This window comes from Candidatus Allofournierella excrementavium (assembly GCF_048526665.1).
GTDB lineage: Bacteria > Bacillota > Clostridia > Oscillospirales > Ruminococcaceae > Allofournierella_A > Allofournierella_A excrementavium.
Window position 1 is genome coordinate 142,262 of sequence record NZ_DBGFPE010000017.1, and the last position, 12,946, is coordinate 155,207.

Below are 12,946 nucleotides of genomic sequence, written 5' to 3' on the forward strand. Positions count from 1 at the left end.
AGAGTGCCCCTCATCATCCCCAAAGCATTGCCCGCCTACGGGGTGCTGGGCAGCGAGAACGTGTTCGTGATGCACAAGCGCCGGGCCCGCACCCAGCACATCCGCCCGCTGCGCATCGTGGCGCTGAACCTGATGCCCACCAAAATAGCCACCGAGACCCAGCTGGCGCGCCTGCTGGCCAACAGCCCGCTGCAGGTGCAGCTGACCCTGCTGCACACCGCCAGCCACGCCGCCAGCCATGTGCCCGGCGAACACATGGAGGCCTTTTACAAGACCTTCGATGAGATACGCGGCGAGCGGTTCGACGGCATGATCATCACCGGCGCGCCGGTGGAGCAGATGCCCTTTGAGGAAGTGGACTACTGGCCGGAACTGTGCCAGATCATGGACTTCACCCGCACCAACGTCTACTCCACTCTCCACGTCTGCTGGGGGGCCCAGGCGGCGCTCTACCACCACTTCGGCATCGGCAAGCGCCCCCTGCCCGAAAAGATGTTCGGTATCTTCCCCCACCGGGTCACCCGGCCCTCGAACCCCTTGGTGCGGGGCTTCGACGATGAGTTCTGGGCGCCCCACTCCCGCCACACCGGCATCGACGAGGAGCAGGTGAAGGCCTGCAAGGACCTGCGGGTGCTGGCGGAGAGCGACGAGGCGGGCATCTACCTGATGAGCACCGACAGCGGACGGCAAATTTTCGTCACCGGCCACCCGGAGTACGAGCGGCTGACGCTGGACGCGGAGTACCGCCGGGACGTGGCCAAGGGCCTGCCCATCGCCCCGCCCAGGCACTACTACCCCGGCGACGACCCCTCCAAAGAGCCGGTCTACCGCTGGCGGGCCCACGCCTTTTTGCTCTACACCAACTGGCTGAACTATTATGTGTGCCAGAACACCCCCTACGACCTGGGCGAACTGGACACCTTTTGACCTGACGCGCGCGCCGGGGGCCCTCACCGGCCTGCCCGGCGCGCTTTTTTCAAAGGAAGGAGTGGTCTCATGCGCATCCTCGTGGTGGAGGACACCAGGGACATGAACCGTCTCATCGTCAAGGCTCTGACCAAGGCGGGTTACAGCGTGGACGGCTGCTTTGACGGCGAGGAAGCCCTGGACTATCTGGCCGGGGCGGAATACGACGGCATCGTGCTGGACGTGATGATGCCCAAAATGGACGGCCACCAGCTGCTGGCAAAGCTGCGGGCCCAGGGCAGCGACATCCCGGTGCTGTTCCTCACCGCCCGTGACTCGGTGGCCGACCGGGTGGAGGGGCTGGACCTGGGGGCGGACGATTACCTCGTCAAGCCCTTCGCCTTTGAGGAACTGCTGGCCCGCATCCGGGCCATGACCCGCAAGCACGCGGGCAGCCGCACCGACACTTTGACGGTGGGCGACCTGGTGCTGGACACCCGGGGCCGCACCGCTGCCCGGGCGGGGCGGGACATTCCCCTGCTGCCCAAAGAGTACGCCATTCTGGAGCATCTTGTGCGCCACGCGGGCACGGTGCTCAGCCGGGAGCAGCTGGAGGACCGCATCTGGAACTACGAAAAGGCGGGCAGCTCCAACAACATCGACGGCTACATGAGCCGCCTGCGCAAGAAGATCGACGCGGACGTGCCCGAAAGCCAGCGCCTTCTGCACACGGTGCGGGGCTCCGGCTGGGTGCTGCGCGCGCCGAAGGAAGGAGGCACGCCGTGAAACTTCGCTCCATCAAGACCCGCATCACCCTGCTCATCACCCTGCTGGTGGTGGCGCTCTTTGCGCTGATGCTGCTCTTTGCCTTCAGCGTGAGCAGCTCGGTGGTGCAGCGCACCGCCCGCCAGCAGCTGGCGGACACGGTGCGGGCCAACGCCGCGCTGGTGACCTTCACCGACGGGCAGTTTGCCGCCGGCGAGGGCTTTTCCTTCTCCCGAAGCGGCGTTTCCTGCCTTGTGTACAGCAAGGCCGAGGCGCTGCTGGCAGGGCAGCTGCCGGTGGGCTTTTCCGAGACGGCGGCCTTTGAGAACGGCACTTTGCGCACGGTGGAGACCGCCGGCGGGGACTGGTATCTTTTGGACCTGTGGGTGGCCGACGGCTGGGACAACGGCGTGTGGTTGCGGGGACTGATGGAGGTGCCGGACGCATCCTCCGCCGCCCGCAACCTGCTGCTGGCCGCGGCGGTGGCCCTGCCCCTCTTCGTGCTGGCGGGGGCGCTGGGCAGCTACTTCATCCTGCGCCGCTCGCTGCGGGGGCTGGACACGGTGAACGCCGCGGCGGCCTCCATCGGCGAGGGCAAGGACCTCTCGCTGCGCATCGGGCATGTGCCCGGCGGCGAGGAACTGACAAAACTGGCGGAAAACTTCGACGGCCTGCTGGAGCGGCTGCAGCGCAGCTTTGAGGCGGAGCGCCGCTTCACCGCCGACGCCTCCCACGAACTGCGCACGCCGGTGGCGGTCATCAAGAGCGCCTGCGAGTACGGCAGAGCCTACGACGAGACCGAGGAAGAGCGGCTGGAAACCCTGGACACCATCCAGCGCCAGGCGGACAGGATGGCCGGGCTCATCGGCCAGCTGCTGGCCCTCACCCGGCTGGACCAGGGCACCGAGCCCCTGCGGCCCGTGCCCCTGGACCTGGGGCATCTGGCCCGGCGCGCGGTGGAAGAGCAGAACTACGACCCTTCGCGGCTGCGCCTTGCGCTGGCGGAGGGGGTCACCGTGCAGGGGGACGAGGCGCTGCTGGGGCGACTGGTGGCGAACCTTGCGGACAACGCCTTCAAGTACGGCCTGCCCGGCGGCACGGTGACGGTGGAGGTGCGCGCCGAGGGCGGCGAAGCCCTGCTCACCGTGGCCGACGAAGGCCCCGGCATCCCCGCCGCCCAGCAGGAGAAGATCTGGCAGCGGTTTTATCAGGTGGACGCCGCCCGCAGCGACGAGCAGGAGGGCGTGGGCCTGGGCCTCTCGCTGGTGCAGCGCATCGCACAGCTCCACGGCGGGCGCATGACGCTGGAAAGCGCCGAGGGCGCGCCCAGCGCTTTCACCCTGCATCTGCCCCTGGCACAATGAGTTTTCGCCTCCCCGGCGCCGGGGAGGCGTTTTTATTTTGAAGCTGCGGAAACTGCCCCTTGTAACCGCCGCGCCGGGGTGATACACTGGAAAGGCTGCGCGCGGGGCGCTTGCGGTTTTTGCCCCGTCGCAAAACGGTATGATTTGACAGTGAGGGGTAACAATGAAACAGTTTTTTGCCAGCCTGCGGTCTGAATTCGCGGGCTACAACGCCGCCCGCCTGGGCGGCGACGTGATGGCGGGGCTCACGGTGTGCGCCGTGGCGCTGCCGCTGGCGCTGGCCTTCGGCGTGTCCAGCGGGGCCTCCGCCGCCGCGGGCCTTGTGACCGCCATCGTGGCGGGCGTGGTCATCGCCCTGCTGGGGGGCGCGTCCTATCAGGTGTCCGGCCCCACCGGGGCCATGAGCGCCGTGCTGGTGGGCATCGTGGCCCGCTCTACGGCCTGCAGGGCGTGTTCCTGGCCTGCTTTGCCGCCGGTGCGCTGCTGCTGGCCGCCGGCCTGCTGCGCCTGGGCAAGCTCATCAGCTTCATCCCCATGCCGGTCATCATGGGCTTCACCTCCGGCATCGCCCTGGTCATCGCCCTGGGCCAGGTGGACAACTTCTTCGGCACCGTGTCCGAAGGGTCCACCAATCTGGAAAAGCTGGCCTCCTACGCCCGGCTGGGCTTTCATCCCCAGTGGCAGCCGGTGCGCATCGGCGCGCTGGTGGTGGCGGTGATGGTGCTGTGGCCCAAGAAGTGGGGCGCGCGGGTGCCCGGCTCGCTGGTGGGCATCGTGCTGGCCACGGTGGTGGCCTCCGCCGCCGGCTTTGACCAGCTGGCGCTGGTGGGCGACATCCCCCGCACCCTGCTGCTGGACGAGCGGCTGGACCTGACCGGGCTGGACCTCTCCATGCTGAGCGGCCTTGCCTCCCCCCATCGTGACCATCGCCGCCCTGGCCATGATCGAGAGCCTGCTGTGCGGCGCATCCGCCAGCCGGATGAAGGGCGAAGCCTTCAACGCCGACCAGGAGCTTATCGCCCAGGGCGTGGGCAACATGGTGCTGCCCCTTTTGGGCGGCGTGCCCGCCACCGCCGCCATCGCCCGCACCAGCGTGGCGGTGAAGAGCGGCCAGCAGACCCGGCTGACCAGCGTGTTCCACGCGGTGTTCCTGCTGGCCTCCATGTTCCTGCTGGGCGGGGTGATGGCCCGGCTGCCCCTGGCGGCGCTGGCCGGTGTGCTGATGGTCACCGCCTGGAGGATGAACGACTGGGAGGGCATCCGCTACCTGCTGGGCCACCGCTTCAAGTCCGGCATCAGCCAGTTCTTCATCACCATGGTCGCCACCGTGGCGGCGGACCTGACGGTGGCCATTCTGGTGGGCATCGTCTACTCGGCTCTTCTCTACATCGTCAAGGCCAGCCACATCAACGTGAGCTTTTCCGACATCGACGCCTCCCGCCTGCCCGGCGCGCCCGGCGGCGCGCTGCCCAAGGCAGGGGTGGTCTATGTGACCGGCTCGCTGTTCTTCGGCGCGGTGGACGAGTTCAGCCGCCTGATGGCGGAAATACCGGACTGCCGCGAGGTCATCTTTTCGCTGCGGGGCATGCCCAGCCTGGCCGTGTCCGGCGCGCAGGCGCTGCTGGAGCTGCGCGCCCGGCTGAAAGAGCAGGGCCGGGGCGTGGCCTTCTGCGGCGTGGCCCCGGAGGTGCGCCTCTACTTCGACCGGGCGGGCATCACCGCCCTGGCGGGAGAAAGCGCCTTTTTCTGGAGCGCGGACCAGGCCATCTTCGCCCTGCTGGAAAAGGAGCGTGCGACGGTCTGAACACATCAAAAAAGGGCGGCTTCGGGGCCGTCCTTTTTCTTTGAAAATTTTTTGAGAACGCTTCGCAAATTTCATGTTCGTTTCATGTTGGGGGCCTATACTGGCATCAGAACAAAACAGGAAGGAGAATCCCCTGATGAAAAAATTGATCGCCGCGGCTCTTGCCGCCCTGACCGTCGCCCTCTTCACTGCCTGCGCCAATGCGGGCCAGCTGGCCTACATCGGAGACGAGGCCGCCCGCGCCGCCGCCCTCACCGGGGCGGGGCTCTCCACCGAAGCGGTGACCTTCCTGGGCACCGAACTGGCCAGCCGGGACGGCGTGGAGTACTATCTGGTGTCCTTCACCTCCGGCGACAGCCGCTACGAGAGCCAGGTGGACGCGCTTTCCGGCGTGGTCATCCAGTCCGAGAGCATGCCCCTGACCCAGAGCGCCTCCGCCCCCGCCGAGGCCTCCATCACCGCCGAGGACGCCAAGGCCAAGGCCCTGGCCCACGCGGGCCTTGCCGAGACCGACGTGACCTTCATCAAGGCGGAGCTGGACCGGGATGATGGCCGCCTCGTCTACGACGTGGAGTTCTACACCGCCGATTACAAGGAATACGACTACGAGATCGACGCGGCCACCGGCGAAGTGGTGGGCTTTGACTACGATGTGGAGCACTACGCGCCGCCCGCCGCCTCCGTTCAGACCCCCTCCGCCACCAAGGCTCCCGCCGCTCAGGCCCCCGCCTCCTCCGGCACCATCAGCGCCGAGGATGCCAAGGCCAAAGCCCTGGCCCACGCGGGCCTTTCCTCCGGCAGCGTGACCTTCGTGAAGGCCGAGCTGGACCGGGACGACGGCCGTCTCGTCTACGACGTGGAGTTCTACACCGCCGACTACAAGGAATACGACTATGAGATCGACGCGGCCACCGGCGAGGTGGTGAGCTATGACTACGACGCCGAGTTCTACGCTCCCCCCGCCTCCTCCGGCACCATCAGCGCCGAGGACGCGAAGGCCCTGGCCCTGGCTCAGGTGCCCGGCGCCTCCGCCTCCGACATCCGTGAATTCGAGACCGACCGTGACGACGGCCGCGTGGAGTACGAGGGCAAGATCGTCTACGGCGGCATGGAGTACGAGTTCGAGATCGACGGCTACAGCGGCGCCATCCGCAGCTGGGAGGCCGAACCCCTCCACGACTGAAGCCCGCTGACCCGGAAGTTCCCCCCACAGCAAAGCGCGCCGCCCCTTTGAAGGACGGCGCGCTTTTTTGCGCGATGGCCCGTCAGCGCCTGTGAAACAAGCGCACCGGCAGACAGAAAGCGGCCCCCGGCAAAATGCCAGGGGCCGCTTTTATGGCTTTTGTGAAGGCTCAGCGCTTGGGATTCACGATGCTGCGCCATTCCAGGTCGCCCCGCTCCAGGCCGTGGATGAGCACCTCGGCGGTGGCGATGTTGGTGGCCAGCGGGATGTTGCGCACGTCGCACAGGCGCAGCAGGTTCATCTCGTTGGGCTCGTGGGGCTTGGCGCTGATGGGGTCCCGGAAGAAGAGCAGCAGGTCGATCTCGTTGCAGGCGATGCGCGCCGCGATCTGCTGGTCGCCGCCCTGAACGCCCGCCAAAAAACACTGGATGGGCAGGCCGGTGGCCTCGCTGACCACCTTGCCGGTGGTGCCGGTGGCCACCAGCGTGTGCTGGCTGAGGATGCCGCAGTATGCGATGCAGAACTGGACCATCAGTTCTTTTTTGGTGTCGTGCGCGATCAACGCGATGTTCATAGTATTTCCTACCCCCTGCTCTGTTTCCCAACGTTTTATATACGATGTTCGTAGTACGGATATAACTGAAAAAGCGCCTGCGGCGGCCTCAGCCCCACACGGCAAGCGGCACCCGCTGGCCCTGAAGGCGGCGGGCAAGGTTGTCCACCGCCCGGAACGCGAGGCAATCGGCAGGCAGCGCCTGCCCTTTGGCGGCGCACAGCTGCAATTGGCTGCTCTCGGGCACCACGGCGATCAGCTGGGCGGCCACCGTGTCGATGCACTCGTCCAGGTCCCGCACCGCGCCGCCGAAGCTGGCGGGCCCCACCCGGTTCAGCACCAGGCGCACCTGTTTGGCCCCCGCGGCAAAGGCTTCCTCCGCGGCGATGTGGCCGTCCCGCAAGGTAACGGGGTCCGGCGTGAGCACCAGCAGCACTGTTTCGCTCACGGCCAGCGCCGCCTTGAAGGGCGCGCCCAGGCCGGCGGCGGTGTCCACCAGCACCCAATCGAAAACGGGCGAAAGCTTGTCCAGCAGTTTTTTGAGCGCTGCCGGCTGCACGGTGCCGCTCCACTCATAGGGCGCTGAGATGACCGAAAGGCCCGGATAAACGGGGCTGGCCACCACGGCTTTGGCGCCTTCGCACCGGCCGCTGAGCACATCGGCAATGTCGTAGACGGTCTTGCCGTAAACGCCGGCGATGATGTCCACGCTGCGCAGGCCGGAATCCAGCTCGATGAGCAGCACCTTGCCCCCCGCGGCGGCCAGGCGCGCGCCCAGCATCACCGAAAGGGTGCTTTTGCCGGTGCCTCCCTTGCCGGAAGCCACCATAACGATCTTTGCGCTCAAGCTCACGCCTCCCTGCCGGATGTTTTCTGCCAGCGGCAAATCGCCCCGGCTGACGGGAACAGCACGCTCGTATTATCATAGTAGCACAAACTATACCCGAGCGCAAGGCATGTTTTGTGAAGAAGGGACAAAAATATCTGGAAAACGGCGTGTTTTCGCCATTTTCAGGGCAGCAGCTGCCCCGCCTCGGCGCTTTGCAGGTCGCCGGTCTTTTCGATGAAGTAGGCGTTGAAAATGTCCCGCACCACCGGCAGCAGGTTGGAGCCGCCGCCGCCGTACTCCATGATGGCGCCGATGGCGATCTGGGGGTCCTCCACCGGGCCGTAGGCGATGACCGCGCTGTTCAGATAGGTCAGGCCCTTTTCCTTGTCGTAGTACTCGGCGCGCTGGGGGCTGCCGGTCTTGACGGCGATGGTCATGGGGTAGTCCCGCAGGGCGCTGCTGTTCTTGGCGGCCCGGATCATGCCCTCTTCCACCGCGTCAAAGGCGCCGATGTTGTCCTCCACCTGGGCCACCACCTCCGGCTCAAAGCTCTCCACCACCTCGCCGGTGTTGGAGTCGCGGTAGCTGGAGATGAAGTGGGTGCGGTAGCGGGTGCCGCCGTTGGCCAGGGTGGCGGCGTAGGTGGCCAGCTGCACCGGGGTCACGGCGGTGTTGCCCTGGCCGATGGCCGCCATCAGCTCAAGGCCCAGGGTGAAGTTGTCGTCGTCCGGGTCGGTGGTGCGGCCGGTGTACTCCGACAGCTCCACCCCCGTCTCGGTGGCAAGGCCCAGCGTGCGGGCCATCTCGTTGAAGTTCTCGGCCCCTTCCCGGCGGCCCAGGTCGTAGAAGTAGGTGTTGCAGCTGTAGCCCAGGGCGTCGTAGAGGTTCAGGCTGGCGCCGCCCACATGGCCGATGCCCTCGCACCGGGGTCCGCCGCTGGTGACGTAGTAGTTATAGCTGGACTGAGCGCCGCCGCAGCGGATGGGCGTTTCGGTGGGGGTGATGAGGCCGGAGAGCAGGCCCTCCAGCGCCACCGCCGGCTTGAAGGTGGAACCCGGCGAATACAGGCCCCGCAGCGCCCGGTCCACCAGGGGGGTGTTGGGGTCGCTGGCATACTGCGCGGCGTTGGTGCTGCGCAGGTTGAGGTCGTAGCTGGGGTAGTTGACGCAGGCCAGGATGCCCCCGGTCTTGACGTCGATGACCACCACCGCCCCGGCGCTGGCCTCCTTGCCCTTGTACTGCTCGGCGGTGGCCTGCAGGTTGAGGATCTGGTTTTCCAGCGCCTCATAGACCTTTTTCTGCAAATCGGCGTTGATGGTGGTCACCATGGTCAGGCCCGGCTGGGGGTCCTGGATGACCTCGGTGGAGATGATGACGCCGTCCTTGTCGCGGGTGACCTGCTTGAGGCCGTCCTCGCCCCGCAGCTTGTCCTCGCCCACCTGCTCCAGGCCCGCCTGACCGATGGTGTCGTTCATGGCGTAGCCCTTCTCTTTCAGGGGGTAGCTGACGTTGCCGTCCTCGTCGGTGACCTTCCAGTCCTCGGCGTAGATGGGGCCCACATAGCCCAGCAGATGGGGGGCCAGGGTGCCGTCGGCATAGACGCGGTAGCTGGTCTCGGTGATGTCCGCGCCCTCGCTGGTGAGGCCCCGCTCCTTCACGGTGGCCACGGTGCGGCTGCTCACGTCCTCGGCGAGGGTGAAGTTGTTGTTGTCGCTGAATTCCTCCAGCTCCATCTGGTAGCGGATGCCCCCCAGGATGCGCTGCCACTCGGGGGAATAGTCCTCCAGCTCATAGCGCTCCACCACGGCGGCCATCACCTGATCGGCGGTGGCGTAGGGCTGCTTGACCAGATTCTCCTTCAGTGCATCCAGCCGGCTCTGGGCGCGGGAGTCGTCCTCGGCGGCGGTGAACTCATAGTGGCCGTTTTCCGGCGCGCTGATGGGCATGGTGTCGTTCCACTCGTCGCCGCCGGCCTGCAATATCTCCACCAGCTCCACCAGCGTCTCGTTCAGATCGCCGGTAAGCATCAGCTTGTTGATGACCAGATTGTAGCCCGAGACGTTGGAGGCCATGGCCCGGCCGTACTCGTCCACGATCTCGCCGCGGGCGGCGGGGATGCTGAACAGGTAGTTGCTCACCTGCTGGGCCTTTTCCAGCAGCTCCTCCCCCTGCACCAGCTGGAACTGCACCAGACGCAGGATGAAGATGCCCATCACCACGGCGGTGGCGATGATCAGCGCGCCGAGGCGGCGGGCAAGGCTTTTTCGGTCCATGGGCAGTTACCTCCTTTGCGGCGGGGAATAGGATGAGCGGCGGGTCAGTCGGGCAGAGCGAAGCGCCGGTTCACCCGGCGGGCGGCCCAGAGGCTGACGGGCGAAAGGGCGGCGGTGAACACCGCGATGGGCAGCACCACCTCGAAATAGCGGGCCGCGGCCCCGGCATAGCCGGGCATGGCGTAGAAGAACAGAAAGTCCACGCCGGTGACCAGCACGGCGCACACGCCGCTCACCAGCACGAAGTTCATGGAGTTGAGCCGCAGATAGAGGCTCACCAGAATGGCGGCGCCGAAGCAGACGCAGAGCATGCCCAGGCCCAGCAGGCCGCCGGGGCGGCCGGCGGTGAAGTCCCACAGAAGGCCGCCCACCGCGCCGAAGAAGGCGCCGGGATACTCGCCCTCGCACACCGCCACCGCAAGGCACAGCGGCAGGATGAACACCGGGCGTATCTCGCCCAGCACCAGGAAGCCGGGGGTGGTCTGGAGGGTGGCGGCCACCAGAAGCAGCACAAAGTAGCTGGCCCATTTGCCGGCCAGCATCAGATTGCGCTTGCTGCGTGAGGTCATGGCGCGTCCTCCTTACTCCTCGGAAGAATCAGAAGAATCATCGGTGACGATGAACACATGGGTCAGCTTGTTGATGTCCGCCCCCGGCTCCACCACCGCGATGGTGGAGGTGCCGCTCTCCTCGGGCACCAGCTCCAGGATGGTGCCCACCCGGATGTTGGCGGGGAACTCGCCCCCGAGGCCGGTGGTGATGATCTCGTCGCCCACCATGGCCAGGGTGTCGCGGGGGAGGTTTTCCAGCACGCACATGCCGTCGGCGGCGTAGTCCGCCGAGCCGTTCAGGTTGCCGCTGTCGCGGGTGCGGCTCACAAGGCAGGCCACATAGGACCCGGGCTGCAGGATGGTCATCACCTTGCTGCTGGAAAGATCCGCCTCCAGCACGCGGCCCACAAGATAGCCCTTGTCGCTGACCACCACGTCGCCCTTTTCCACCCCGTTCAGGGTGCCCTGGTCGATGGTGAAGCCGCCGAAGCGGTCCAGCGGGTCGCGGCTGATGACAAAGGCCGAGGCGTACTGGAACTCGGGGTTCTCCTCCCGGATGTTGAGCAGGTCGCGGAAAGCCTTGTTCTCCGCCGCCAGCTGGTCATAGTCCACCAGCTGGTCCCGCAGCTCCTGGTTCTCCTGCTGCAGGGCCTCGTTCTCGGCGATGATCTGGTCGATGCGCACGTATTTGTCCAGCAGGCCGTCCACCCCGCCGCCCAGCAGCTGAGCCGCCTTCTGGAAGGGGGTGAGCAGCGCGCCCATGATCTCCTGGGGGGCGTTGGTCAGCCGGCCGTTGGCGCCGGCCCAGGCCATCATGCCCGCCAGCACCACCGCCACGGCCAGCAGGATCTTGAATTTTTTGGTGTAGAAAAAGTCGCGCATGGGCAAAACTCCTCGCGTTGCGGTGTGAGGGCCGGGGCCCTCAATTCAAAAGGCGGGCGGCGAAAAAACGCCGCCCGCGCACAGGCTTTCTGCGCTGCGCCGCCTTGTTTTGCGGCGCTTAGAAATGGCTGGAGTCGTCGTCCAGCACGTCGCTGAGGATGTCCAGATGGTCCAGCACCGCGCCGGCGCCCACGGCCACGCAGTCCAGGGGGTTCTCGGCCACATGCACGTCGATGCCGGTCTCCCGGTTGATCAGCTGGTCCAGCCCGCGCAGCAGCGCGCCGCCGCCGGTGAGCATGATGCCGTGGTCGATGATGTCCGCCGACAGCTCCGGCGGGGTGCGCTCCAGGGTCTCCTTGATGGCGTCGGTGATCTTCTGCAGGCTCTCTTCCAGGGCCTCGCGCACCTCTTCGGAGTGCACGGTGATGTTCTTGGGCAGGCCGTCCACCAGGTTGCGGCCCTTGATGTCCATGCTGGTCTCCTGGTCCAGCTCGAAGGCGGAGCCGATCTCGATCTTGATCTGCTCGGCGGTGCGCTCACCGATGAGCAGGTTGTACTTGCGCTTGATGTAGGCGATGATGCTCTGGTCGAACTCGTCGCCGCCCACGCGCACGCTGCGGGCCGCCACGATGCCGCCCAGGCTGATGACGGCCACCTCGCTGGTGCCGCCGCCGATGTCCACCACCATGCTGCCGGAGGGCTCGCTGATGGGCAGGCCCGCGCCGATGGCCGCGGCCATGGGCTCCTCGATGACCCGCACCTGACGGGCGCCGGCCTTCAGGCTGGCCTCCTTCACGGCGCGGCGCTCCACCTCGGTGACGCCGGAGGGGATGCAGATGACCACGCGGGGGCGGAAGAACATGCTGTTGCCGCACACCTTCTTGATGAAGCGGCTGAGCATGTTGGCGGTGATGTCGAAGTCGGCGATGACGCCGTCCTTCAAAGGACGGACCGCCACGATGCTGCCGGGGGTGCGGCCGATGACCGCCTTGGCCTCGTGGCCAACGCTGCGCACCTCGTCGTTTTTGGTATCCACGGCCACCACGCTGGGCTCGCGCATGATGATGCCCTTGCCACGCAGGTAGACAAGGGTATTGGCGGTGCCGAGGTCGATGCCGATGTCTTTGCTGAACATGTTGAATTACTCTCCTTTACACACACTCTATGAACGTATATGATGCGATCACGCAGATTTTTACTTCTATATTATAACCGCAAGCCCTGTGTTTCTCAAGCGGCCGGGCGAAGTTTCGCATTTTGTTCAAAATTTTTGCAAAAGGCGGGCCAGACGGGAGACAGGAAGCCCCATAATGTTGTAGTAACAGCCCTCGATCTCCTCGCAGAAGAGGGCCGCGGCCCCCTGGATGCCGTAGCCGCCGGCTTTGTCGTAGGGCTCGTCGGTGGAGATGTAGGCCTCGATCTGCTCGTCGGAAAGCGGGAAAAAGCGCACCCGGGTGGTGGCGGTGAAGGTGTGGCTCTCGCCTTCGTGCCACACGCACACGCCGGTGTGGACGTAGTGGTCCGACCCGGAGAGGGCTTTGAGCATGCGGCGGGCGTCCTCTTTATCCCTGGGCTTGCCGAACACCTTGCCGCCGCAGTCCACCACGGTATCGCAGCCGATGACGGTGTCTTCGGGGTATTCCCGGGCCACCACCATGCACTTGCCGAAGGCGAGGTTCTCGGCGGTCTGGCGGGGGTCGGCGGCGGTGAGGGTGCTCTCATCAAAATCGCTGCCCACCACCTTGAAGTCGGTGGCGATGAGGCTCAAAAGCTCTTTGCGGCGGGGGCTGGTGGAAGCAAGGATCAATGACATAACGAAACGCTCCTTCGGTTTAT

The 12,946-nt window shown here is 66.1% G+C and carries 12 protein-coding genes and 1 pseudogene; 6 read left to right on the forward strand and 7 right to left on the reverse strand.

Annotation, left to right across the window (positions count from 1 at the left end; genetic code table 11):
* The first annotated feature begins 3 nt into the window (after positions 1–3).
* From metA to ACMI1Q_RS06045, 6 genes and pseudogenes are all read left to right on the forward strand, one after another.
* Positions 4–927, forward strand: a complete 924-nt coding sequence (metA, locus tag ACMI1Q_RS06020) for a homoserine O-acetyltransferase MetA (protein ID WP_419503130.1) — start codon at positions 4–6, stop codon at positions 925–927.
* Positions 928–996: 69 nt separating this feature from the next.
* Positions 997–1,692, forward strand: coding sequence for a response regulator transcription factor (locus tag ACMI1Q_RS06025; RefSeq protein WP_419503131.1), 696 nt, complete (start codon positions 997–999; stop codon positions 1,690–1,692).
* The gene (locus ACMI1Q_RS06030) at positions 1,689–3,035 is read left to right on the forward strand and encodes a sensor histidine kinase (RefSeq protein WP_419503132.1); all 1,347 of its coding nucleotides are present in this window, start codon (positions 1,689–1,691) and stop codon (positions 3,033–3,035) included. Before ACMI1Q_RS06025 ends, ACMI1Q_RS06030 begins: the two co-directional genes overlap by 4 nt.
* Positions 3,036–3,270: 235 nt before the next feature.
* A pseudogene (locus tag ACMI1Q_RS06035) lies at positions 3,271–3,821 on the forward strand (SulP family inorganic anion transporter); the annotation flags it as partial.
* Between the two features lie 118 nt (positions 3,822–3,939).
* Complete coding sequence (locus ACMI1Q_RS06040) at positions 3,940–4,839, forward strand: SulP family inorganic anion transporter (RefSeq protein ID WP_419503133.1); 900 nt, start codon at positions 3,940–3,942, stop codon at positions 4,837–4,839.
* 136 nt (positions 4,840–4,975) lie between these two features.
* Entirely contained in the window at positions 4,976–6,022 is a 1,047-nt protein-coding gene (locus tag ACMI1Q_RS06045) for a PepSY domain-containing protein (RefSeq protein ID WP_419503134.1), read from the forward strand.
* A gap of 169 nt (positions 6,023–6,191) precedes the next feature.
* Here ACMI1Q_RS06045 and mgsA read toward each other — a convergent pair whose 3' ends face one another.
* The 7 genes from mgsA to ACMI1Q_RS06080 all read right to left on the reverse strand — a co-directional run bounded on the left by mgsA (position 6,192) and on the right by ACMI1Q_RS06080 (position 12,923).
* Positions 6,192–6,596 carry a methylglyoxal synthase gene (mgsA, locus tag ACMI1Q_RS06050; protein ID WP_177521873.1) on the reverse strand — a complete coding sequence of 135 codons (405 nt, stop codon included), beginning with the start codon at positions 6,594–6,596 and terminating at the stop codon, positions 6,192–6,194.
* Positions 6,597–6,684: 88 nt separating this feature from the next.
* Positions 6,685–7,422 carry an AAA family ATPase gene (locus ACMI1Q_RS06055; protein WP_330058885.1) on the reverse strand — a complete coding sequence of 246 codons (738 nt, stop codon included), beginning with the start codon at positions 7,420–7,422 and terminating at the stop codon, positions 6,685–6,687.
* Positions 7,423–7,586: 164 nt separating this feature from the next.
* Positions 7,587–9,677 (reverse strand): penicillin-binding transpeptidase domain-containing protein, encoded by a 2,091-nt coding sequence (locus ACMI1Q_RS06060; RefSeq protein ID WP_419503135.1) that lies wholly within the window; start codon positions 9,675–9,677, stop codon positions 7,587–7,589.
* 44 nt (positions 9,678–9,721) lie between these two features.
* On the reverse strand, positions 9,722–10,246 hold the full coding sequence (gene mreD, locus ACMI1Q_RS06065; protein WP_177521875.1) for a rod shape-determining protein MreD: 525 nt from the start codon (positions 10,244–10,246) through the stop codon (positions 9,722–9,724).
* Positions 10,247–10,258: 12 nt separating this feature from the next.
* Entirely contained in the window at positions 10,259–11,110 is an 852-nt protein-coding gene (gene mreC, locus ACMI1Q_RS06070; protein WP_177521876.1) for a rod shape-determining protein MreC, read from the reverse strand.
* A 118-nt stretch (positions 11,111–11,228) separates the two neighbouring features.
* A complete protein-coding gene (locus ACMI1Q_RS06075) occupies positions 11,229–12,245 on the reverse strand; it encodes a rod shape-determining protein MreB (protein WP_177521877.1) in 1,017 nt (338 codons plus the stop codon).
* A gap of 126 nt (positions 12,246–12,371) precedes the next feature.
* A complete protein-coding gene (locus ACMI1Q_RS06080) occupies positions 12,372–12,923 on the reverse strand; it encodes a Maf family protein (RefSeq protein ID WP_419503136.1) in 552 nt (183 codons plus the stop codon).
* Positions 12,924–12,946 lie beyond the last annotated feature (23 nt).

Coding starts and splice junctions, on each gene's coding strand:
- ACMI1Q_RS06025 (WP_419503131.1), top strand. CDS start 997: ATGCGCATCCTCGTGGTGGAGGACACCAGGGACATGAACCGTCTCATC.
- ACMI1Q_RS06045 (WP_419503134.1), top strand. CDS start 4,976: ATGAAAAAATTGATCGCCGCGGCTCTTGCCGCCCTGACCGTCGCCCTC.
- mgsA (WP_177521873.1), bottom strand. CDS start 6,596: ATGAACATCGCGTTGATCGCGCACGACACCAAAAAAGAACTGATGGTC.
- ACMI1Q_RS06060 (WP_419503135.1), bottom strand. CDS start 9,677: ATGGACCGAAAAAGCCTTGCCCGCCGCCTCGGCGCGCTGATCATCGCC.
- mreD (WP_177521875.1), bottom strand. CDS start 10,246: ATGACCTCACGCAGCAAGCGCAATCTGATGCTGGCCGGCAAATGGGCC.
- mreC (WP_177521876.1), bottom strand. CDS start 11,110: ATGCGCGACTTTTTCTACACCAAAAAATTCAAGATCCTGCTGGCCGTG.
- ACMI1Q_RS06075 (WP_177521877.1), bottom strand. CDS start 12,245: ATGTTCAGCAAAGACATCGGCATCGACCTCGGCACCGCCAATACCCTT.
- ACMI1Q_RS06080 (WP_419503136.1), bottom strand. CDS start 12,923: ATGTCATTGATCCTTGCTTCCACCAGCCCCCGCCGCAAAGAGCTTTTG.